The organism is Bradyrhizobium sp. MI1.3, assembly GCF_055811695.1.
In genome coordinates, this window is sequence record NZ_JBVVPQ010000017.1 from 132,478 (window position 1) to 155,587 (window position 23,110).

Below are 23,110 nucleotides of genomic sequence, written 5' to 3' on the forward strand. Positions count from 1 at the left end.
GGGTGGGGGGAAATCCCGCCCGCGGCGTCTTATCTATAAAAAAACAACTGTCTGCGGAGTACTGGATCGCCCGCTTTCGCGGGCGATGACAGCATGGGATGGGGTTGGCAGCGCGAGCTCTAATCCTCGACCCCGTACCGGTGCAAATCGTTGCCGTACGTGTCGAGCCACTTCTTGGCGCGCTCCATCGACGGGCAGACCCTGCCGCAGACGCGCCAGAACCGCGCCGAGTGGTTCATCTCGACGAGATGGGCGACCTCGTGCGCGGCGAGATAGTCGAGCACGTAGGGCGGCGCGAGGATCAGGCGCCAGGAGAACGACAACGAGCCGGCCGAGGTGCAGGAGCCCCAGCGGCTCGATTGATCGCGGATCGAGAGCCGCTTGACCTTGACGCCGAGCTCGCCGGCATAGGATTCCGCCGCACGCTGAAGGTCGCGGCGAGCCTCGCGCTTGAGGAAGTCGCTGACGCGACGATCCGCATGCTCGACGCCGCCGGCGACGCAGAGAATGCGCTCACCACTGTCGCGCACTTCCGTCCACACCGTACCGCGCGTGCCGGCGCGATGAACGATGCGATGAGAAACGCCGCGAAGCGGTATCACTGTGCCAGGCTGAAACGGTGCGGCCTTCGGCAAACGGCCGAGACGTGCCGCGATCCATGCGCCGTGGCGCTGCGCGAAGTCTTTTGCTTCGGCGAGCGTGCCGCGCGGCGGCATGGTGAGGATGGCTTCGCGATCGCTCGGATGAATTCTGAGCGTGTAACGGCGCGCGCGGCGATGCCGGCGCAGTCGAATCGCAAAATATTGCGATCCGTGGGTGATCAGGAGGGTCTTCGGCTCGTGGGGCCGCCGATAGAGGAGTGCGCGAGTGGCCATGTCTGTCAGTCCGGGGGGCAGGAGAGCGCCCGGATTCTGCCATAACCGCCGCCAGGGAAAGCGCTCGGCGCAAAAACAAATCATTTGCCCAATATACAGGGGTCTGGCGTCCGGGAGACCCTACAGACTGGGGTTGGAACCGGCTTTTTTCGCCCCCGTTCGGCGCATGCGGCACCCCCAAGGGGTGAGGTTGGACTCACTCCTACAAAGCTACCTAAATACCGCGAATCTGGCGGGAACTCGGCCCTGTCGGAGCCTCCGACAGGGCGTCGATTTTCAGCGGGAAAGCCGAAATACGCGATTATTCGGCCGCGAGTGCCTGCAATGAGCTCGGATTCGCCGCCGAGACCATGAAGTCATGGATGCGCGGCACGATTTCCGATTTGAAGCGCGAGCCATTGAACACGCCGTAATGTCCGACGCCCTTCTGGACGTAATGAACGCGGCGGTGATCGGGAATCGAGCTGCACAATGTGTGCGTTGCTTCGGTCTGACCGATGCCGGAGATGTCGTCGTTCTCGCCTTCGACCGTCATCAACGCGACGCGCGTGACCTTGGAGGGATCGACGCGTGTTCCACGATGGGTCATCTCGCCCTTCGGCAGCGAATGCTTCACGAACACGGTGTCGACGGTCTGCAGGTAATACTCGGCGGAGAGATCCATCACCGCGAGATATTCGTCGTAGAAGTCGCGATGCTTGTCGACGAGGTCGCCGTCGCCCTTCACCAGATTGGCGAACAGCTGCTTGTGGGCATCCATATGCCGGTCGAGATTCATGCTGATGAAGCCGTTGAGCTGCAAGAAGCCCGGATAGACGTCGCGCATCATGCCCGGATGCGGGAACGGCACCTTGGTGATGACGTGGTTGCGGAACCAGTCGATACCGCGCTCCTGGGCGAGGTTGTTCACCGCGGTCGGATTGCGCCGGGTGTCGATCGGGCCGCCCATCAGCGTCATCGAGGTCGGCACGAAGGGATCACGCAGCGCTTCCATGATCGAAACAGCAGCGACAACGGGAACCGAGGGCTGGCACACCGCCAGCACATGCGTGTTGCCGCCGAGGACATGCAGCATCTCGATGACGTAGTCGATGTAGTCGTCGAGATCGAAACGGCCGTCGCTGAGCGGCACCATGCGGGCATCGGCCCAATCGGTGATGTAGACCTCATGCCCCGGCAGGAAAGCCTCGACCGTACCGCGGAGCAGCGTCGCGTAATGGCCGGACATCGGCGCTACGATCAGCACGCGCGGCTGCGGGCTGCGCAGCGGACGGGTGAACTTGCGATCGAAGTAGAGCAGGCGGCAGAACGGCTTTTCCCAGACCGAGCGGACCTCGACGGGAACGCGGATGCCGTTGACCTCGGTGTCGTTGAGGCCCCATTCCGGCTTGCCGTAACGGCGCGTGGTGCGTTCGAACAATTCGCAGGCCGCGGCAACCGACTTGCCGACCTCGGTGCGTGCCCATGGATTGAGGGGATTCTGAAACAGCAGCTTGGTCGCGTCCGTGATCGCACGCGCCGGATTGAGAGAGGCTTGCCCCATCTCGTACATCCAGTACATCGGCGTCGTCAGGACCGGACTGCCTTCGGCCACCAGGGGCGGCGCGCCGCCAAACTCGCCAATCGGCATCGCTATATTCCTCTTCGCATCGCAGCATACTGCCGAATGCGTAATATTGCGTCAATGCATGGTTCCGTACATTTACGTGGCCCAGTCGCCCAAAACCGGGCTGAATCCACGAGAAAGTTACGTTATTCGCCGCCTGACAGCAGCGAGCCCTGCATCCTGGCGCTGCGCAAAAGGGCAAGGAATGCCCCAAAAGATGCAATCAACAGCACCGCATTGATGGCCAACGCGCTCAGCATCAGATCGGTCCTGAAGGTGTTTTCGATCAGCAGCGCGCGCATCCCTTCGAACACGTAGGTCGGCGGCAGCGTCCAGGCAATATACTGCAGCCAGACCGGCAGCACGCTGACGGGATAGTAGACGCAGGCGAGCGGCATGATGCCGAACATCAAGGTCCAGACGATGCTCTCGGCACCGAGACCGTTTCGCAGCACCAGGCCGGAGACGAAGATGCCGACCGACCAGCTCGTGAAGATCAGATTGCAGAAGAAAGCGATCAGCGGCACGCCGAGCGCATAAACGTTGAAATGAAACAGGAACAGCGCAAGCAGCGTCATCGGGATGACGCCGATCGCAAGCCTGATCAGGCTCATGATCATCAGCGACAGCAGAAATTCGATCGGCTTCAACGGGCTCATCATGAGATTGCCGAGGTTGCGCGCCCACATCTCTTCCAGGAACGAGATCGAAAAGCCGAGCTGCCCGCGAAACAGGATGTCCCAGAGGATGACGGCGCCGATCAGGGTTCCGCCGGCACGCGCGAAGAAGTTTGCATTCTGCGCGATATACAGCTGAAGAAAGCCCCAGGTGATGACCTGCAGCGCCGGCCAGTAGAGCAGCTCGAGCAGCCGCGGCCAGGACGACAGCAGGAGATACCAATAGCGCAGGATCATCGCGCCGATGCGATGGAGGGAGATGCCGCGGTGGAGGGAGGCCTCACTCATCGCGCACTCCCGTAGCCCGGATGAGCGAAGCGACATCCGGGACCTTGCTGGCGGCGTTCCCGGGTATCGCTTCGCTCACCCGGGCTACGTTCGCAACATACGGCCTTCTCATCGCGCCGCCTCCTGTGCGCCGTTCACCCTTCCGCGCGCGACGTCCAGAAACACCTCTTCCAGCGTGGTGCGGTTGTAGCGCGCCATGATGGCTTCGGGCGTATCGTCGTCCTCGATACGGCCGCGCTTCATGATGATGACGCGGTCGCAGAGCCGCTCGACTTCGAGCATGTTGTGCGAGGCCAGCAGGATGGTGGCGTTGTTCGCCTTGCGATAACGCTCCAGATGGCCCCGGACCCAGTCGGCGGTGTCCGGATCGAGCGAGGCGGTCGGCTCGTCCAGCAGCAGCAGCTCGGGCTGGTTGATCAGCGCCTTCGCAAGCGCAACGCGCGTCTTTTGTCCTGCGGAGAGCTTGCCGTTGGCGCGGTCGATGAACTCGGTGAGATCGAGATCGCAGGCCAGCTCAGCGATGCGATCGGAAAGGTTCTTCACCGCATAGAGCTTGCCGAACACGGTGAGGTTCTGACGCACCGTGAGCCGCATCGGCATGTCGACATAGGGGCTCTCGAAATTCATCCGCCCCAGCACGGACGCGCTGTCCTCCGGCATCCGATGCCCGAGCACCTGCACGCGGCCGGAGGTCGGCAGCACGAGGCCCATGATCGTCGCGATGGTCGTGGTCTTGCCTGCGCCGTTGCCGCCCAGCAGCCCGGTGATGCTGCCGCGCGGAAGCGAAAAGGAGATGTCGTCGACGGCGCGGGTCTGCTTGTAGACCTTGACGAGGTGATCGACCGCGATGGCCGCGGAGAGGCTGCGATCCGCGACAGTCGGCCAGCTTGAACCCTGGTCATTCTCGGTCATGCTGGGCGTTCTTCTGCTATTGCAGCGGAGAGCGCAAGGCTTGTAATCCGGTGGTTCCGTGAGCCGCGCGCTTGTGATCGAGAAGGCACCGCCCCCTTGGCCGAAATGACCGAACTTGCCGCTTCCGACTTTCGCCCCGCGCAGCGGCATATCCGCCTGGATACGATCCTGCGGCTGCGCTGGCTCGCGGTACTGGGCCAGCTCGCCGCGATCTTCATCGTGGCGCAGGGGCTGGAATTCAACGTCGAGATCGTCCCCTGCGTCAGCATCATCGCCCTGTCGGCGGCGCTCAATCTGGCGCTCCAGACCGTGTCAAATCCGCTGCAGCGGCTGGAGCCCATGCAGGCGGCCGGACTGCTCGCGCTCAACATCGTGGAGCTGGCGGGTCTTTTGTTCTTCACCGGTGGACTCCAGAACCCGTTCTCGTTCCTGTTCCTCGCGCCCGTGCTGATCTCGGCGACCGCGCTGCCGGCCCGCTTCACCTTCGGCCTTGGCGTGCTGGCTGTCGCCTGCGCCTCGATCCTGTTCTTCTTCCATCTGCCGCTGCCCTGGGATTCCGACGATCCGCTGGTGCTGCCGCCGATCTATCTCGTCGGCGTCTGGCTCTCGATCGCGCTCGCGATCGGCGTCACCAGCCTCTACTCGTTCCAGGTAACCGAGGAGGCGCGCAAACTCGCCGACGCGCTGGCCGCGACCGAGCTGGTGCTGACGCGCGAGCAGCATCTGACCCAGCTCGACGGCCTGGCGGCGGCCGCGGCGCACGAGCTCGGCACGCCGCTCGCGACGATCTTCCTGATCTCGCGCGAGCTCGAGAAGACGGTGAAGGAACCGAACTTTGCCGCCGACCTGAAGACCCTGCGCGAGCAGACGCAGCGTTGCCGCGATATATTGAGCAAGATCACCCAGCTCTCCTCCACCGGCGCGCCGTTCGACCGCATGAAGCTGTCGGAGCTGATCGAGGAGGTGGTGGCGCCGCACCGCGATTTCGGCGTCGATATCAAGGTGCGCATCGCCGTCGCCATCGTGGCCGAGCCGGTCGGCTCGCGCAATCCGGCGATCCTCTACGGCGTCGGCAATATCGTCGAGAACGCGGTCGATTTCGCCCGCACCACCGTCGAGGTGAATGCGTGGTGGAACAAGGACACGATCGAGCTCGTGATCTCCGATGACGGTCCCGGCATTCCGCCTGACATCCTGAACCGGATCGGCGAGCCCTATTTGTCGCGGCGGCGCAACCAGGACGAAGGCGGCGGCCTCGGGCTCGGCGTGTTCATCGCGCGCACCTTGCTGGAGCGCACCGGCGCCAAGGTCTCGTTTACCAACCGGACCTTTCCCGACCACGGCGCAGTGGTCCAGATCACGTGGCCGAGAGAGCGTTTTGAGGCTATCGAGACCTTCGAAGAAACAATAGGATAGGCCGCGACCTTGCGTCGCACGACGGGGTCGATCGACTATTGGCGCCCTTGGCACCGCCCGATTGCGCCGCCATATGTAGATGCGTTGGAGAGAGGACAAACCTTGAACGCCATCGCCGAACTGAATGAACAGACCGACCGCTCGCTGCTGATCGTGGAGGACGACAAGCCGTTTCTGGAGCGGCTGTCGCGCGCCATGGAAACGCGCGGCTTTGCGGTGACGTCATGCGACACCGTCTCGGACGGCCTGGCGCAGATCGGCAAGGCCGCGCCGGCATTTGCCGTGGTCGATCTCCGGCTCGGTGACGGCAACGGTCTCGACGTGGTCTCGGCGCTGAAGAAGAAGCGCCCCGACGCCCGCGCAATCGTGCTGACCGGCTATGGCAACATCGCCACCGCCGTCACCGCGGTGAAGATGGGCGCGGTCGATTATCTCTCGAAGCCCGCGGACGCCGACGACGTCGTCGCGGCGCTGCTGTCGACCGGCTCGGACAAGTCCGAATTGCCGGCGAACCCGATGTCGGCCGACCGCGTGCGCTGGGAACACATCCAGCGCATTTACGAAATGTGCAATCGCAACGTCTCGGAGACGGCGCGGCGCCTCAACATGCACCGGCGCACGCTGCAGCGCATTTTGGCGAAGCGCGCGCCGCGATAACGGTGTCGTAGGGTGGGCAAAGGCGCAAAGCGCCGTGCCCACCGTGCCTGCTTCAATCTTTGACCTGGATGGTGGGCACGCTACGCTTTGCCCACCCTACGACATCCCGCGCGCGGCGCCGCTACTCCCAAAACTCCGCATGCCCCTGCGGATCGACCAGCCGGTTGATCCGCAACGCCGCAGCCATGCCAAATCGCAACGTCATCTGCTTGCGCGTGGCCGCAGCGAGCTTGTGCTCGGGCGCCTCGCAGTGCAGGTGCGCGCCATAGGCATCCGCGATGATCAGACCCGTGTCTTGCGGAAAGATCTCGCAAGGCAGGTCCTGCGTGAAGGCGAAGAACAGCCGGTCGCAATGCGCCCGGTATTCGTGCCATTTCTGATCGGCGCGCAAATCCTCCACCGACGATTTGATCTCGACGATCCAGATCTCGCCGCGCTCGTTCAGCGCGACGAGATCGGCGCGCCGCCCCGAGGGCAGCGGCAATTCGCTGATGCAGGTGAAGCCGAGCGAGCGCAGCAACCGCGCCGTGCCGCGCGCGATCGCCAGCGCCCTCTCGGATTGACGGCGGTCGGGTGGTGGCACGAGGGCAATGCGGGCGGGATTGTCCATGGGGAGAGGATAACCGATTCCTCCGTCGTCGTCCTGGCGAAAGCCAGGACCCATTACCCCAAGAGTTCGTTGGTGCACGAGCTAATAACCACCAGTCCTCGTCAAATTTTGGCCTGTGCAATGGGTCCTGGATCTGCGCTTCGCTTGTCCAGGACGACAGTGGCGCGGAACCTCCCCTCCGCTACGCACTTATCACGCAGCCGCCGCACCTCGGCGGAGCCACCGAGGCTGCGCGCGCATGATCGACGATCTCTGGTACAAGAACGCCATCATCTATTGCCTGTCCGTCGGCACCTACATGGACGCCAACGGCGATGGCATCGGCGATTTCAAGGGCCTGTTGCGCCGGCTCGATTATCTGCACGGCCTCGGCATCACCACGATCTGGCTGATGCCGTTCCAGACCTCGCCCGGCCGCGACGATGGCTACGATGTCGCCGACTACTTCAGTGTCGATGCCCGCTACGGCACGCTCGGCGATTTCGTCGAGTTCACCCATGGCTGCAAACAGCGCGGCATTCGCGTCATCATCGATCTCGTCGTCAACCACACCTCCGACCAGCATCCCTGGTTCAAGGCGGCGCGGAGCGACAGGAATTCGCCCTATCGCGACTGGTATGTCTGGTCCGACAAGAAGCCGGCCAACGCCAATCAGGGCATGGTGTTTCCCGGCGTGCAGAAATCGACCTGGACGCGCGACAAGGAAGCCGGCGCCTGGTACTTCCACCGCTTCTACGATTTCCAGCCCGATCTCAACACCTCGAACCCGCGTGTGCAGACCGAGATCTTGAAGATCATGGGCTTCTGGATCCAGCTCGGGGTCTCGGGTTTTCGCATGGATGCCGTGCCTTTCGTCATCGCGACCAAAGGCGCCAAGGTGAAGAAACCGGCCGAGCAGTACGACATGCTGCGGACGTTTCGTGAATTCCTGCAATGGCGGCAGGGCGATGCCATCATCCTCGCCGAGGCTAACGTGCTGCCAAAGACGGACATGGAATATTTCGGCCGCGATGCCGACCGCATGCATATGATGTTCAATTTCCAGGTCAACCAGCATCTGTTCTATGCGCTGGCCTCGTCCGATTCCCGCCCGCTGGGGAAAGCGCTGAAGGCGACCAGGCCGCGGCCCGCCTCGGCGCAATGGGGCCTGTTCCTGCGCAATCACGACGAGCTCGATCTCGGGCGATTGACCCCGGCGCAGCGCGACACCGTGTTCAAAAGCTTCGGTCCCGACAAGGACATGCAGCTCTACGACCGCGGCATTCGCCGTCGCCTGGCTCCGATGCTGGGTGGCGACCGCAGGCGGCTCGAGCTCGCCTACAGCTTGATGTGCACGCTGCCGGGGACGCCGGTGATCCGCTATGGCGACGAGATCGCGATGGGCGATGATCTGTCGCTGCCGGAACGCAATTGCGCGCGCACGCCGATGCAATGGTCGACCGAGCCGCATGGCGGCTTCACCACCAGCGACAAGCCGGCCTTGCCCGTCATCGACGAAGGACCGTACGGCTATCCGCACGTCAACGTCGCCAAGCAGCGGCGCGATCCCAACTCGATGCTGAACTGGACCGAGCGCATCGTCCGGATGCGCAAGGAGGTGCCGGAGATCGGCTGGGGCGATTTTTCGATCATCGCGACGCGCGATCCCGCCGTGTTCATCATGCGCTACGACTGGCGCAACAATTCCGTGCTGTTCGTGCATAATCTCGACGAGAAGCCGCGCGAGACTGCGTTCTCGGTGGGGCTGCCGGGCGAGGCCGGCGCGCACCTCATCAATCTGCTCGCGGAGGACCACAGCCACGCCGACAAGCGCGGCCAGCATCGCGTCGTGCTGGAGCCTTATGGGTATCGCTGGTATCGCGTCGGTGGATTGGATTATCTGTTGAAGAGGAGTGATATCGACAAGACGTTGCGGCGTAACAAGCATCCGGGATAGGAGGTGCGACCACACACTCCGTTGTCGTCCTGGCGAAAGCCAGGACCCATTACCCCAATAGGTGATTGTCGTACGAAGTGATAACCACGATCTTCGCCAAACTACTCCTGGGGTAATGGGTCCTGGATCTGCGCTTCGCTTGTCCAGGACGACGGTCAGGGCGGCGTGATGATCACGCCCTCATTGCCGCGCAAATCCAGCACGCCTTCGAGCCGCTCCCCCTCGCGATCCAGGAATGTCGACAGCAGAACCTCGCTGCCGAACTTGATCGCGCTGGTGGTGACCGCGATCGGCTCGGGGCCGAGATTGAGCACCACGATCACCGCCCTGCCCTCGGCCTCGCGGCGATAGACCAGGAGATCGCCTTGGGCCGAGACCGGATGATAGTCGCCCGCGACCAGCGGCGGACACCCCTTTCGCAACGCGATCAGGCGCTTGTAGAGCGTCAGGATCGAACGTGAATCGGCCTCGAGATCGACGACATTGTTGCGGATGTGATCCTCCGGCAGCGGCAGCCATGGCCTGACGTCCGAGAAATCGGCGAAGTTGGACGAATCCCACTGCATCGGCGTGCGGCAGCCGTCGCGGCCGACACCAATGCCGGGCACGTTCTTCTCGAAGGGGTCGCGCACGTCCTCAGGCGCGATCGCGAGCTGATGCATGCCAATCTCGTCGCCGTAATACAGCGTCGGCGTGCCGCGCAGCGTCAGCAGCAGCATGGCGGCGATGCGGGCCTGCTCCGGCCCGACGCGGCTTGCGACGCGTGGGCGATCGTGGTTGCCGAGCACCCAGTTCGGCCAGGCGCCCTTCGGCAGCGCCTTCTCGTAGTCCTCGACGATTTTCTCGATCGAGCGCGCGCTCCAGAAGGTCGAGAGCAGCGCGAAATTGAACGGCATCTGCGCGCCGGTGAGGTCGTTGCCGTAATAGGCCATCAGGCGATGCAGCGGCAGATAGATCTCGCCGATCAGGACGCGGGCATCATAGGCATCCGTGACGCGGCGCATCTCGGCGATGACGTCGTGCACCTCGGGCTGGTCGGTGGAATATTGCGTGAGGATCTTTTCGTTCGGCGGCCGGCTCTCGACATAATGCGGGTTCGGCGGATTGTCGCGGAACTCGGCGTCCTTGATCAGGTGCCAGATCACGTCGACGCGAAAGCCGTCGACGCCCTTTTCCAGCCAGAACCGCATCACGTCATAGATCGCGGCGCGGACATCGGGATTGCGCCAGTTGAGATCCGGCTGTTGAGCGAGGAAGGCGTGATAGTAGTATTGACCGGTGGTCTCGTCGAACTGCCACGCACTGCCGCCGAACTCGGACAGCCAATTGTTCGGCACGCCGCCACCCTCGCCCGGGTCGCGCCAGATGTACCAGTCGCGTTTGGGATTGTCGCGCGAGGAGCGGCTCTCGACGAACCAGGGATGCTGGTCCGAGGTGTGGTTCGGCACGAGGTCGAGGATCAGCTTGAGGCCGTTGTCATGCGCGGCGGCGAGAAGCGCATCGAAATCCGCCATCGTGCCGAACAGCGGCTCGATGCCGGTGTAGTCGGAGATGTCGTAGCCGAAATCGGCCATTGGCGAGGGGAAGATCGGCGACAGCCAGATCGCGTCGACGCCGAGCGATTTCACATAGGGCAGCCGCTGCAAAATGCCGGCGAGATCGCCGACACCGTCACTGTTTGAATCCTGAAAGGAGCGCGGGTAGACCTGATAGAAGATGCCGTCGCGCCACCAATTGCTGCCGCCCTGAGTCATGCGGGAAATCCATCCAAAAACTGCTTCTCGCGCGGGAGAACGCGGAAGGAGCGCCCCGGTTCAAAACAGCAGGCGAATTGAGACCGCCGTGTGACGATGTCCGCGGCCGTTCCCGTGCCCCGGGGACAAATCTTTTGCTTGGCGGCATGGCAAAAATCGGCATTGTGACACCATGACAGAGCAAAACGAGACACAAGCCGAGGCAGGCGCGAAAGCGGGCGCGATCATCGTCCCCGTGACGCTGTTCGAGCAGAATTGCACTATCATCTGGGACGAGCCTTCCAAGAAGGCCGTGGTGATCGATCCCGGCGGCGACGTGCCGAAGATCCTCGACGCCATCAAACAGACCGGCGTCACCGTGGAGAAGATCTGGCTGACTCACGGCCATATCGACCATGTCGGCGGCGCGGCTGAACTGCGCGACGCGCTGAAGGTGCCGATCGAGGGCCCGCATGTCGCGGACAAATTCCTGCTCGACAACGTGGTCGAGAGCGGCGCGCGGTTCGGCATGACGGGGGTGCGCAATTTCGAACCGGACCGCTGGCTCGACGAAGGCGACAGCGTGGCGATCGGCGATCTCCAGTTCGAGATCTATCATTGCCCCGGCCACTCGCCCGGCAGCGTGGTGTTCTTCAACAAGGATCTGCGCTTCGCCCATGTCGGCGACGTCCTGTTCGCGGGCTCGGTCGGTCGCACCGATCTGCCCGGCGGCAGTCACGCGACCCTGATCGACTCGATCAAGACCAAGCTGCTGCCGCTTGGCGACGATGTCGGCTTCATCTGCGGCCACGGCGCCGGCTCGAGCATCGGCCAGGAGCGGATGACCAATCCGTTCATCACCGGCGAGATGTAGCTTTTGTTTGAGCATGATCTGTTCGGAAAACCGCTTCACACTTTTCCGGATCATGCTCTATTCCGCGGCGTCTGCGAACGCCGCGGGCTGGTTCAGGTTGCGGTCGCCCCATTCGCGGATCGCAGCGACGACGGGCACAAAACTCTTGCCTTATCGGCGCGACGGCCTGAGTTACTTCATCAATCCCGCGGCCGTGAGCGCGCGCGTGATGATCTGGCCGAGATCGAAGCCGCGGGCCTCCTCGCGCTTCGACTCGGCCGTCTCTTCGGCGACCGCGGCGCGGATCGAGCGTGCCAGATGCGGCGCGGGCGAGCGGGCCGGCGTCGGCTTTGGTTCGGCCTTCTTCGCCGCGTCGGGAATCCAGCCGGTGAGGCCGAAGAATTTGGCGATGTGATAGGACGAGGAGATGCCGGCCTCGATCAGGAACGCGCCTTCCACGCCATAGCGCTGGTCGTTGTCGGCAAGGCCGAGCGGCGTGCCGTGGGCCATGTCGGTGATGGCGTAGGATTCGACGAGAGTCTCGCCGTCCTTGTTCCACCAGGCCTGGCGCGGATAGCCGTCGATGTTGGTTTCTGCCATCGGCGCGTCAGGCAGATCGTGCAGGTCGAGCCATTGCTTGACGATCTCGTTGGCATTGCCGGGATTGACGGTGCGATCGGCGCTGCCGTGCCACACCGAGATCCTGGGCCAGGGCCCGCGATGATTCGAGGCCCGCCGCACCAGATCGCCAAGTTCGCGGGCCGGCCGCTCCGGGGAATGAAACATGCCGTCGAGCGCCTCGCGCAGATTCGTCGCAATGCCGTAGGGAAGTCCCGCGATGACCGCCCCGGCCGCGAAGACTTCAGGGTAGGTCGCGAGCATCACCGATGTCATGCCGCCGCCGGCCGACAGGCCCGTGATGAAGATGCGCTTGGGATCGACGCGATGCGTTTCGATCATGTGCGCGATCATCTCGCGAATCGAGCACGCCTCGCCGCTGTCCCGTGCCGTGTCTTCCGGATTGAACCAGTTGAAGCAGGTGTTGCTGTTGTTGACGCGCTGCTGCTCGGGCATCAACAGCGCGAAGCCGTAGTGCTCGGCGAGCGTCGACCATCCGGCACCGAGATCGTAGCTTGCCGCCGTCTGGCCGCAGCCGTGCAGCACGACGACGAGCGCGCGCGGCTTCTGCAGTTGCGGCGGCACGAACGCGAACAGGCGCAGATTGCCGGGATTGTCGCCGAAGCCCGTAACCTCCTGCAACGGACTGGAGGCATCGGCGCTCCGGCCAAAGTCGGCGAAGCGCAATCCGTCCAGCTTTGGCAGACGTCTCAAGAGGTCGACATTTCTGGTTAACGACACGGCAGCTCCTGGCAGGCGACGTCCCAACGTCCACCCAAACCAAATAGTTGCTGCAGCGCAAAATAAAAAGACCGTGTGCTGTCAATGACGAGTAAATCGCGGGAAAACCTGCAGAAATCCGCACGTATTAACCGCAATGCCTCAACTTCGTGCAGATACACGGCGCATCCACGCCAGGAATGCGGCGCAGATCATGATTAACGTCACAAACAGCGCGAGCGAGACGAGAAATCCTGCGCGCGCTGATTGCACGGCTTCGACGGCGAAGAACACCGCGCCGATTGCGGCCACTCCGGCCGCATTTCCAATCTGCGCCGTGGTGCCGTAAATGCCGGAGGCAGAACCTGCGGCCACGGGCTTCACCGTCGAGAGCACCGCGCCGGAGAGCGGCGCCATCACCAGCCCCTGACCGTAGCCGAACACGATCATGGTGAGCGCGAGCAGGAGCGCGGACGGCGCATCGACAGAGAACGCGACAAGCGCAAGCGCCGCGAGGCCCGCGATCTGAAGCGCGCAACCTTCGATCAAGACCCTGGTGCCGCGATGGCGCGCCCGTGCGCCGCTATGGCGCGAGGCCACGACGAAAGCGAGCGCGAGCGGAATGAAGGCCATGCCGGCCGCGAGCGGCGGGATTTTCAGCCCTAGCTGCATGAACAGCGTCATGACCAGATAGAACGAGAGATTGGCGAAGAAGAAAAAGAACGCGGCGCCGAGACCGCGCAGGAAAGCGGCGTCCGCCAGCAGGGAGAGATCAATCAGCGGCATGCCGCCGGCGCGTGCCACCGCATGCTCCAGTTTCGGGAACGCCAGGAGGATCACGGCGCCGATCGCCATCACCAGCCACAACCACGGTGCCCAGCCGACATCGTGACCGAGCAGCAGCGGACCGATCATGCACAGCAATCCGGCAAACAGGACGATGCTGCCCGTGATATCCAGCCGCGTGCCGGCGCGGTGCGGCACTGAGGGCATGATGCGCCAAGCCGCCACCGCGATGACGAGACCGCACGGCACATTGACGAAGAACACCGAGCGCCAGCCGGTGCCGGCGAGATCAATCGTGACCAGGAGACCGCCGAGCAGAAAGCCCGCGGCACCCGCGAGCCCCAGCACGATGCCGTAGATGGCGAAGGCGCGGCTGCGCTGTTCATCGGTGAACAGGAGATGCAGCGTCGCCAGCACCTGCGGCACCATCAGCGCGGCGGAGGCACCCTGCGTCAACCGCGCCACGATCAACTCCGCACCGGATCGCGCTAGTCCGCACCACAGCGACGTCAGGGTGAAGCCGAGCAGGCCAGCCAGGAACACGTTCCTGGTGCCGTGAATGTCGCCAAGCCGGCCGCCGGTGACGACCAGCGTGGCATAGGCGATCAGGTAGATCGCGATGACGGATTCGATCTGCGCCGGCGACGCCTTCAACTCGACCGCGATGGTCGGAATGGCGACGTTGACCACGAAGGCATCGACGCCGAACATGAACTGGGCGGCCACGACGATCGCCAGCACCCACCAGCGACGGGACGTATCGACCTGCTTTGTGACGGTTTGGTGCATCGGCGCGCGACCCTTCGGATGTCCTTGCCGATCATCGCAGGCCCAATGCGGCGCTGCGATTACCTCGAAGGTAGGATCCTCGCGCGCTCCGCCTCTCTCCGCGTGCCCGCGAGAGGGAGACGACACATGCATGGCTGCATTCCGCCGTGCGGGACATCGCGCGATTGCGTTCGCTGCCTCCAGCACGTAGCTTCGCGCCACAAACAAACAAAAAATGTAAGCTGGAGAGAACGCCATGGCGCGCCTGAAGTTCGGAGCCTTCCTTGCCCCGCATCATCCGATCGGGGAGCATCCGATGCTCCAGTTCCGGCGCGATCTCGATCTGGTCGAGCAGCTCGATGCACTCGGCTATGACGAGTTCTGGTGCGGCGAGCATCATTCCTCCGGCTGGGAAATGATCGCCTCGCCGGAGATGTTCCTGGCTGCGGCCGGCGAGCGCACCAAGCGGATCAAACTCGGCACCGGCGTGGTGTCGCTGCCCTATCACCATCCCTACAACGTCGCGCAGCGCATGGTGCAGCTCGACCACATGACCGGCGGCCGCGCCATCTTCGGCTCCGGTCCCGGCGCGCTCGCCTCCGATGCGCATACGCTCGGCATCGATCCGATGACGCAGCGCGACCGCCAGGACGAGGCGATCGGCGTGATCCGCCGCCTCTTCAATGGCGAGCGCGTCACGGCGAAGAGCGACTGGTTCACCATGAACGACGCCGCGCTGCAGCTCCTGCCGCTGCAGGAAGAGATGCCGTTTGTGGTGGCCTCGCAGATCTCGCCCTCCGGCATGACGCTCGCCGGCAAATATGGCATCGGCATCATCTCGCTGGGTTCGATGACGACGCAGGGGCTGATGTCGCTGCAGCAGCAATGGCAGTTCGCCGAGGACGCAGCGAAAAAGCACGGCACCAAGGTCGATCGCGCGAACTGGCGCGTTCTGCTGACCTGGCATATCGCCGAGACTCGCGAGCAGGCCCGGCGCGAGGCCGGCGCCGGGCTGATGCGCTGGCACAATGAATATAATGTCGGCACGTTGCAGCGGCCGGGCCTCACCGCGTTCGCCTCACCCGACGAGGCCGTGGACAAGACCGCGTTCGTCGACGGCGCGGCCTCCGTCATCGGCACGCCCGACGACCTCGTCAAGATGATCAAGAACGTGATGCAGGTCTCCGGCGGCGTCGGCGCCGTCATCGGCTTCGTGCACGACTGGGCTAACCCGGAGAACACGCGTCGGAGCTGGGACCTTGTCGCGCGCTATGTCGTGCCCGAGATCAACGGCTACATCGACGGCTTGCGCAAGTCGCAAAAATTCGTGATCGAGAACCGCGCGATCTTCGAGCGTGCGGGCCAGGCCGTGATGGCCAAGATCATGGAAAACGAGAAGGCCGCCGAGGCTTTGAAGGTGACCGGCGCCGGTCGCGTTGCGATTCCGGCCGTCAATGCCCCGGATTTGCAGAAGGAAGCGGCGAAACGATAGGTTCAGGGTCCGCCCGGGCTTCGGCGAACGCCTCGTCCTTCGAGACGACCGCTCCGCGGTCTCCTCAGGATGAGGCTAAGCGGCACCGGAGTCCGTTGAAACTGCTGCCGCACACTCTGTCCTCATCCTGAGGGCCCGCCAAAGGCGGGCGTCTCGAAGGATGGCCGCAGCGAAGCACCGGCGCATCAGCGGACCCGGATTGTGTTATGTTGGGTCCAGCCAACCGGAGCAATCGTCATGTCGATGCAGAATGTGGCCGCCCCTGCGCTCGGCTTCACTCCGCCCAGGCGCAACGAGCTGACACATATCCCCGGCGACGAAGGCTGGCCGATCATCGGCAAGACCTTTCAGGTCCTCGCCGACCCCAAGGGGCACATCGAGGCGAACGGCGCCAAATACGGCCTGATCTATCGCACGCATTTCTTCGGCGAGACCAATGTCGTGCTGCTCGGCCCCGAGGCCAACGAGCTCGTGCTGTTCGACCAGCAAAAGCTGTTCTCCTCGACCCATGGCTGGAACAAGGTGCTCGGCCTGTTGTTCCCGCGCGGATTGATGCTGCTGGATTTCGAGGAGCACCGGCTGCATCGCAAGGCGCTGTCGGTCGCGTTCAAGTCCGGCCCGATGAAGTCGTATCTGAGCGATCTCGACCGCGGCATCGCCGCCCGCGTCACGCAGTGGAAGGCGAAACCCGGCGAGATGCAGCTTTATCCGGCGATGAAGCAGCTCACGCTCGATCTCGCCGCCGCATCCTTTCTCGGCGCCGATATCGGGCCGGAGGTCGACGAGATCAACCGCGCCTTCGTCGATATGGTCGCCGCGGCCGTCGCCCCGATCCGCCGACCGCTGCCCGGCACGCAGATGGCGGCCGGCGTCAGGGGGCGCAAGCGCATCGTCGCTTATTTCCGCGAGCAGATTCCGCTGCGACGCGGCAATCACGGCGGCGATGACCTGTTCTCGCAGCTCTGCCGCGCAACCCACGAGGACGGCGCCCTGCTCTCGGAACAGGACATCATCGACCACATGAGCTTTCTGATGATGGCGGCGCACGACACGCTGACCTCGTCGCTGACGTCGTTCATCGGCGAGCTCGCGGCAAATCCCGGCTGGCAGGACAAGCTTCGCGCGGAAGTCATGGCACTGGGGCTCGCCCCTGACGCGCCGAGCAGTTTCGACGATCTCGAAAAGATGCCGCTGTCAGAGATGGCGTTCAAGGAAGCGCTGCGGATCAAGCCGCCGGTGCCCTCGATGCCGCGCCGCGCCATGGGCGATTTCACCTTCAAGGGTTTTTCGATTCCCGCCGGCACCGCGATCGGCGTCAATCCGCTCTACACGCACCACATGAAGGACATCTGGCCGGAGCCGGACCGCTTCGATCCGCTGCGTTTCACCGAGGAGGCCCAGCGCAACCGCCACCGCTTCGCCTGGGTGCCGTTCGGCGGCGGCGCGCATATGTGCCTCGGCCTGCACTTCGCCTACATGCAGGCCAAATGCTTCGCGCGGCACTTCTTGCAGAACATCGAGGTATCGCTGGAGCCCGGCTACAAGCCGGACTGGCAGATGTGGCCGATCCCGAAGCCGCGCGACGGATTGCGGGTGCGGGTGAAGGCGGTGTGAGCACCGCAGCCGTCATTGCGAGCGAAGCGAAGCAATCCAGACTGCGTCCGCGGAAGCAGCCTGCATTGCTTCGTCGCTTCGCTCCTCGCAATGACGAAAACTATCCGGCCCCCTGATCGAACGCCTTGCGCAGGGCCACGTAGCCCTGCTGCTGCTGGCTCCAGTTGCGGCCGCCGGTCATCGCGCCGTCGATGACGAGGTCATGGCCGTTGATGAAGCTGGATTCGTCGCTGGCCAGGAACACCGCTGCATGGGCGATGTCATCGGGAAGCCCGGCGCGCGGGATTGGCTGCGCGGTCTTGTAGATCTCGCGCATCACCGCCGGCGTCTTCTCCGCCGCATCGGTCGAAAGCCCGAGCGCCTTGCCGAAAATGCCGGTCGCGATGGCGCCGGGCGAGATCGAGTTGACGCGGACATTGGATTCGCCGAGCTCCATCGCCACGCATTTGGTGAGATGGATCACCGCCGCCTTGGCCGCACCGTAGACCATCGAGGACGAGAAGCCGGCGAGACGGCCGGCGATGCTGCCATTGTTGATGATGCTGCCAAATCCCTGCTTCTTCATGTGGGGTGCGGCGTGTTTCATGCCGAGCATGACGCTGCGCAGCAGGGTCGCCATCGCCGCATCGAAGCGCTCGACCTCGAGGCCTTCGATGCCGCCAGTCTGCGCCGGGCCGCCGGCATTGTTGAACAGGCAGTCGATGCGGCCGAATTTTTCGATCGCGAGCGCGATCAACGCCTGCATCTGCGCTTCCGCCGTCACATCCGTCTGGCGGAAGACGCAATTCGACCCGAGCTGCTTCGCCAGCGCCTCGCCTTCCGGTACACGCCGCCCCGCGATCACAATTTTGGCACCTTCGGCAACGAAGACTTCTGCAGTCCGCAACCCGATCCCGCTCGTCGCGCCCGTGATCACCGCGACCTTGCCATCCAGCCTGCCCATGGAATGTCCCTGTTTTCGAACCCCTTGACGCCAAATGGCGGACACCGATCGACGACGGCGCCGCGACGGTCGGCGCCGCAGCAGGCACTATTCCTGCCGGCTTCCGACAAGGCAAGCTTTGCTTGGGGCCGGCGACATGCGTAACATTCCTGGCGACCGCTCGATTGTCGAACGCATATCGCGACCGGACTGCGCATGGCGAAGCTGATCGACGAATTCCGCAAGGGCTGGCAGGGCGTGGCACCGCCATCGCTCGGCCTCAGCCTTGCGTTTGCGGTCGCCTGCCTGCTGGTTGCGACGCTGGCGCGCTGGGCTCTCGCCCATGTGCGGCCCGACGTCTATTTCACGCCGTATTTCCCGGCCGTGTTCTTTGCGGCCGCGTTCGGCGGCTTCCGCATCGGCATCATCACGGCGCTGGTCGGCGGTGTGCTCGGCGTCGTCGTGAACTTTGGCGATGCGCTTGCCGATAACGCGCGATTCGCCCTGCTGGCACTCTATTGGGCGGTCTGCGCGCTCACCATCTGGGGCGTCGAGCACTATCGCTCGCTCCTCGTCGAGCAGCGCCGGATTTCCAGGCGCCTGATCGAGGAAGAAGACTACCGCAAGCTGCTGGTCGACGAACTCCAGCACCGGCTGAAGAACAAGCTGTCGACAGTGCATGCCGTGCTGCATCAGGTGCTGCACGATCAGCCGCAAATCTGGGCCCGGATCGATCCGCGGCTGCGGTCGCTTGCAGCGACCGACGATTTGATTTCGCGGATCGACAAGGCCGGCTGCGACATCCGCGACCTGCTGATCTCCGAGCTCGGCCCTTACGGCCATGTCCGCTTCACGCTCAACGGCGACCGGCTGTTCCTGCCGCCGAAGCTTGCGGTCACGCTGTCCCTGATGTTTCACGAGCTCGCCACCAACGCAGGCAAATATGGCGCGTTCTCCGCGCCGCGCGGATTGTTGCAGGTGTCATGGACCGTCAGCGACGACCGTCTGACCGTGACCTGGGATGAAACCGAGGGCCCGAGTGTCGACAAGATCTCCGAGCCGGGTTTCGGCACCAAGCTGTTGAAGTCGGCGCTGTCGGCCTTCGATGGCAAGACGGAGGTCTCCTATCTCAGGACCGGACTTCATTGCACCATGCAATGCCGTATTCCCAAGGACGGTTAGACACGGCGCAAACCAAAGCCGCTCGCGCGCGTCGTTCGACTTTTCGCCGGACGCGTTGACGCCCCGTTAATGACGATGGGCTGCGCGCGTCGCATCGCCGCAAAACACCACCGTAATTCTCCGGGCCCCTTAACCAAACTTAAGAGGGAACCGTGCAAGATCGCGCCCATTGCAAAGGCGCGCTGAAACAACAAGATTCATGACTTCTATGAACGACAACAAATATTCCGGCGCGAGCGAAGCCGAACTCGGATTCCTCAAGGAAATCGTTAGAATGCTGCCTGCCGGCCTGACCGTGCAGGACGCGCGAGGCGAACTTCTCCTGGTCAACGATGTCGCGGCCGCCCAGCTCGGCATGGACGGCAGCCGCCCCTCGCGCGATCTCGCGCCGCGCCAGAAAGCCTGCCGGCAGGCCCTGAGCTCCGGTCAGGCGGTGGTCGCCGAGGAAGCGCTCCACGACGGAGCCGCACGCCAGGTGCTGCTGACCACCCATCGTCCGATCCGCCTTGACGGACGTGAGCTGCTGATCTCGGCCTCCTCCGACATCACCGAGCAGAAGAATTTCGAGGACCAGCTGTTCCGCTCGGCCTATTTCGATGAGCTGACCGGCCTGCCCTCGCGGCGGGTGATCGAACATCGCGCCACCAGCCTGCTCGCGCAGGGTCGCGCCGGCGAGCGCTTTGCGCTCGCCTTTCTCGACGTCGACAATTTCAAGCACATCAACGACTATTACGGTCACACCGTGGGCGATGCCCTGCTGGTCGAACTGTCGAAGCGGCTTGGACGCGGCCTGCGCGATTCGGACATGCTGTCGCGCATCTCCGGCGACGAATTTCTGCTGCTGCTGTCGCCGATCAAGAATCAGGAGGAAGTCGCCGAATTCATGCAATCGACGCTGGAGCGGCTGACAGCGCCGTTCTTCATCGACAATTCGGAAGTGTTCGCCTCAACCTCCGTCGGCATCAGCCTGTACCCCGATCACGGAAGCAGCTTCGAGACACTGCGCCAGAACGCCGACATCGCGATGTACCGCATCAAGAACGACGGCAAGGGATCGGCGGCCTTCTTCGACTCCAGCATGGAGCGCGAGGCGCTGGCGCGGATGAAAATCGAGCAGTCGCTGCGGCAGGCCATCCTGGAGAAGCGCTTCTGCTGCGCCTTCCAGTCCAAGGTCGACATCCGCACGCAGGAGGTGAAGGGCATCGAGGCCCTGGTTCGGCTGCGCGACGACGAGGGCGTGATCCAGGCGCCGGGCTCGTTCATCAATCTTGCCACCGAACTCGGGCTGATCGACGAGCTGACCCATCTCGTGCTCGCCGAGATCGTCAAGTCGATCGACCTGATCAACGAGACGTTCGGTGCGGAAGCGACCATCAGCATCAACGTCGCGGCCAAGCAGGCCGGCAACCCCGAATTCATGCGCAGCTTTGCCCAGGCGCTCGACGACACCAGCTTTCCGCAGCGCTTCATGATCGAGGTTACGGAAGACGCCTTCGTCGCCAAGAATCATTTCCAGGCCGAGATCCTGCCGATGTTCCGCAAGCTCGGCGTCGCCATCTCGATCGACGATTTCGGCACCGGCTATTCCTCACTGTCGGCGCTGGCCGACATCACCGCGGACGAGATCAAGATCGACCGCTCCTTCATTACCGATATCCATAAGCGCCCACGCAACCAGGGAATCCTGCGCGCGATCGAATCCCTGAGCGAAGCGCTCGGCATGACCGTGATCGCCGAAGGCATCGAATCCTACGAGGAGCTCGCCTACCTGCAGGCTGCGACCAAGATCCGCTACGCGCAGGGCTATTATTTCTCCCGGCCGATCTTCCTGGAGGAGCTGAAGCTCGCAACGCCGATCTCCAGCGAAGCACGCGCCAGTGTCACAAACCGCTCGACGCAACAGAACCGGCAGGGCTATTCCCGGGCGAACGGATACCGGCGGTAACCCCGCGCCTTTGGTTACTTTGCAAAGCCTGAGCAGCCCGTTCCGGGGGTGAGGTCAACAATTGCATCTGCCGATTTCCTCGGCGGAAGCGATCCGGCGCGGCCGGGCCGGGACAATGTCACACATGCCCGTCGCGTGGTCCGCCGGAAGGTGGAATTGCAATGTCCGCACGGTTGTGCAAATCGCTATGACCAAAGCATTTCATCAGGAGGGACCACCGTGCGTCGATCACTCGTCATGGCAACCACCATCCTCGCCCTCGCCGCGGGCACCTCCGCACAGGCCGACGATCTCAAGGTCGCGCTGATCTATGGCAAGACCGGCCCGCTCGAAGCCTATGCCAAGCAGACCGAGACCGGCCTGCAGATGGGTTTTGAATACGCCACCAAGGGCACCATGACGCTCGACGGGCGCAAGATCGTCATCATCACCAAGGACGACCAGGGCAAGCCCGATCTCTCCAAGGCCGCGCTCGCGGAAGCCTATCAGGACGACAAGGCCGACATCGCGATCGGCACGACCTCGTCGGCCGCGGCACTCGCGATCCTGCCGGTCGCCGAGGAGAACAAGAAGATCCTGATCGTGGAGCCCGCGGTCGCGGATCAGATTACCGGCGAGAAGTGGAATCGCTACATCTTCCGCACCGCGCGCAACTCGTCGCAAGACGCGATCTCGAACGCGGTCGCGATCGGCAAGCAGGGCGTCACCGTCGCAACGCTGGCGCAGGACTACGCCTTCGGCCGCGACGGCGTCGCCGCCTTCAAGGCGGCGCTCGGCAAGACCGGCGCGACGCTCGCCGCCGAAGAATATGCCCCGACCTCGACCACCGACTTCACCGCGGTCGGCCAGCGCCTGTTCGACGCGCTAAAGGACAAGCCGGGCCGCAAGGTGATCTGGGTGATCTGGGCCGGCGCCGGCAATCCGCTGGCGAAACTCCAGGACATGGATCCGAAGCGCTACGGCATCGAGCTGTCCACCGGCGGCAACATCCTGCCGGCGCTCGCCGCCTATAAGGGCCTGCCCGGCATGGAAGGCGCGACCTATTATTTCTACGCGATCCCGAAGAACCCTGTGAATGACTGGTTCGTCGCCGAGCACCAGAAGCGCTTCAACGCGCCGCCGGACTTCTTCACCGCGGGCGGTTTCGCCGCCGCGATGTCTGTCGTGGCCGCCGTCACCAAGGCGAAGTCGACCGACACCGAGAAGCTGATCACGGCCATGGAAGGCCTGGAGTTCGACACGCCGAAGGGCAAGATGATGTTCCGCAAGGAAGACCATCAGGCGCTCCAGAGCATGTATCACTTCAAGGTCAGGGTCGATCCGAATGTCGCCTGGGCCGTGCTCGAGCCGGTGCGCGAGCTGAAGATCGAGGACATGGACGTTCCGATCAAGAACAAGCGCTGATCTTTCTTCCTTCACCTCCCCCGCTTGCGAGGGCTTTGCTTAATTGGCCGAGCGGGAGTGAGGCTCGATATGGGGTATTTTTTTGTGCGGCCTCGG

General features: G+C 63.6%; 18 protein-coding genes. 9 read left to right on the plus strand and 9 right to left on the minus strand.

The features are described from left to right. Positions 1 to 119: 119 nt before the first annotated feature. The 4 genes from AC0L3A_RS15360 to AC0L3A_RS15375 form a co-directional block, all read right to left on the minus strand. Entirely contained in the window at positions 120 to 959 is an 840-nt protein-coding gene (locus AC0L3A_RS15360; protein ID WP_007598172.1) for a M48 family metallopeptidase, read from the minus strand. Between the two features lie 217 nt (positions 960 to 1,176). Further along, on the minus strand, positions 1,177 to 2,505 hold the full coding sequence (locus tag AC0L3A_RS15365; protein WP_007598173.1) for a polyhydroxyalkanoate depolymerase: 1,329 nt from the start codon (positions 2,503 to 2,505) through the stop codon (positions 1,177 to 1,179). Positions 2,506 to 2,627: 122 nt separating this feature from the next. Next, complete coding sequence (locus tag AC0L3A_RS15370) at positions 2,628 to 3,446, minus strand: ABC transporter permease (RefSeq protein WP_219679809.1); 819 nt, start codon at positions 3,444 to 3,446, stop codon at positions 2,628 to 2,630. A 108-nt stretch (positions 3,447 to 3,554) separates the two neighbouring features. Beyond that, positions 3,555 to 4,358, minus strand: coding sequence for an ABC transporter ATP-binding protein (locus tag AC0L3A_RS15375; protein WP_007598176.1), 804 nt, complete (start codon positions 4,356 to 4,358; stop codon positions 3,555 to 3,557). 105 nt (positions 4,359 to 4,463) lie between these two features. Between AC0L3A_RS15375 and AC0L3A_RS15380 the strand changes: the two genes are divergently transcribed. Together AC0L3A_RS15380 and AC0L3A_RS15385 are read left to right on the plus strand one after the other, a co-directional pair. Beyond that, entirely contained in the window at positions 4,464 to 5,774 is a 1,311-nt protein-coding gene (locus AC0L3A_RS15380) for an ActS/PrrB/RegB family redox-sensitive histidine kinase (RefSeq protein ID WP_007598177.1), read from the plus strand. A 102-nt stretch (positions 5,775 to 5,876) separates the two neighbouring features. Next, the gene (locus AC0L3A_RS15385; protein WP_007598178.1) at positions 5,877 to 6,431 is read left to right on the plus strand and encodes an ActR/PrrA/RegA family redox response regulator transcription factor; all 555 of its coding nucleotides are present in this window, start codon (positions 5,877 to 5,879) and stop codon (positions 6,429 to 6,431) included. 121 nt (positions 6,432 to 6,552) lie between these two features. Here the strand turns inward: AC0L3A_RS15385 and AC0L3A_RS15390 are convergent, their stop codons facing one another. Beyond that, positions 6,553 to 7,041, minus strand: a complete 489-nt coding sequence (locus AC0L3A_RS15390; protein ID WP_219679814.1) for an MmcB family DNA repair protein — start codon at positions 7,039 to 7,041, stop codon at positions 6,553 to 6,555. 238 nt (positions 7,042 to 7,279) lie between these two features. On the opposite strand from AC0L3A_RS15390, the gene AC0L3A_RS15395 reads away from it, so the two are divergent. After that, complete coding sequence (locus AC0L3A_RS15395; RefSeq protein ID WP_473254676.1) at positions 7,280 to 8,977, plus strand: alpha-amylase family protein; 1,698 nt, start codon at positions 7,280 to 7,282, stop codon at positions 8,975 to 8,977. 155 nt (positions 8,978 to 9,132) lie between these two features. Here AC0L3A_RS15395 and AC0L3A_RS15400 read toward each other — a convergent pair whose 3' ends face one another. Further along, a complete protein-coding gene (locus AC0L3A_RS15400) occupies positions 9,133 to 10,731 on the minus strand; it encodes an alpha-amylase family glycosyl hydrolase (protein ID WP_473254679.1) in 1,599 nt (532 codons plus the stop codon). A gap of 172 nt (positions 10,732 to 10,903) precedes the next feature. On the opposite strand from AC0L3A_RS15400, the gene AC0L3A_RS15405 reads away from it, so the two are divergent. Then, a complete protein-coding gene (locus AC0L3A_RS15405; protein WP_007598186.1) occupies positions 10,904 to 11,584 on the plus strand; it encodes an MBL fold metallo-hydrolase in 681 nt (226 codons plus the stop codon). Positions 11,585 to 11,755: 171 nt separating this feature from the next. On the opposite strand, the gene AC0L3A_RS15410 is transcribed toward AC0L3A_RS15405, so the two are convergent. Continuing rightward, the gene (locus tag AC0L3A_RS15410; protein ID WP_007598188.1) at positions 11,756 to 12,922 is read right to left on the minus strand and encodes an extracellular catalytic domain type 1 short-chain-length polyhydroxyalkanoate depolymerase; all 1,167 of its coding nucleotides are present in this window, start codon (positions 12,920 to 12,922) and stop codon (positions 11,756 to 11,758) included. Between the two features lie 141 nt (positions 12,923 to 13,063). Continuing rightward, a complete protein-coding gene (locus tag AC0L3A_RS15415; RefSeq protein WP_473254684.1) occupies positions 13,064 to 14,476 on the minus strand; it encodes an MFS transporter in 1,413 nt (470 codons plus the stop codon). 235 nt (positions 14,477 to 14,711) lie between these two features. Between AC0L3A_RS15415 and AC0L3A_RS15420 the strand changes: the two genes are divergently transcribed. Next, positions 14,712 to 15,947: an LLM class flavin-dependent oxidoreductase gene (locus AC0L3A_RS15420; RefSeq protein ID WP_007598192.1), complete on the plus strand. Its 1,236-nt coding sequence runs from the start codon at positions 14,712 to 14,714 to the stop codon at positions 15,945 to 15,947. 237 nt (positions 15,948 to 16,184) lie between these two features. Continuing rightward, entirely contained in the window at positions 16,185 to 17,561 is a 1,377-nt protein-coding gene (locus AC0L3A_RS15425) for a cytochrome P450 (RefSeq protein ID WP_473254687.1), read from the plus strand. A 100-nt stretch (positions 17,562 to 17,661) separates the two neighbouring features. Here the strand turns inward: AC0L3A_RS15425 and AC0L3A_RS15430 are convergent, their stop codons facing one another. Beyond that, a complete protein-coding gene (locus AC0L3A_RS15430; RefSeq protein WP_354166223.1) occupies positions 17,662 to 18,504 on the minus strand; it encodes an SDR family NAD(P)-dependent oxidoreductase in 843 nt (280 codons plus the stop codon). A gap of 195 nt (positions 18,505 to 18,699) precedes the next feature. On the opposite strand from AC0L3A_RS15430, the gene AC0L3A_RS15435 reads away from it, so the two are divergent. From AC0L3A_RS15435 to AC0L3A_RS15445, 3 genes are all read left to right on the plus strand, one after another. Then, positions 18,700 to 19,665 carry a sensor histidine kinase gene (locus AC0L3A_RS15435; protein WP_007598200.1) on the plus strand — a complete coding sequence of 322 codons (966 nt, stop codon included), beginning with the start codon at positions 18,700 to 18,702 and terminating at the stop codon, positions 19,663 to 19,665. A 208-nt stretch (positions 19,666 to 19,873) separates the two neighbouring features. Then, positions 19,874 to 21,610, plus strand: coding sequence for a putative bifunctional diguanylate cyclase/phosphodiesterase (locus tag AC0L3A_RS15440; protein ID WP_473254690.1), 1,737 nt, complete (start codon positions 19,874 to 19,876; stop codon positions 21,608 to 21,610). Between the two features lie 237 nt (positions 21,611 to 21,847). After that, positions 21,848 to 23,014 carry a substrate-binding domain-containing protein gene (locus AC0L3A_RS15445; RefSeq protein WP_473254693.1) on the plus strand — a complete coding sequence of 389 codons (1,167 nt, stop codon included), beginning with the start codon at positions 21,848 to 21,850 and terminating at the stop codon, positions 23,012 to 23,014. Positions 23,015 to 23,110 lie beyond the last annotated feature (96 nt).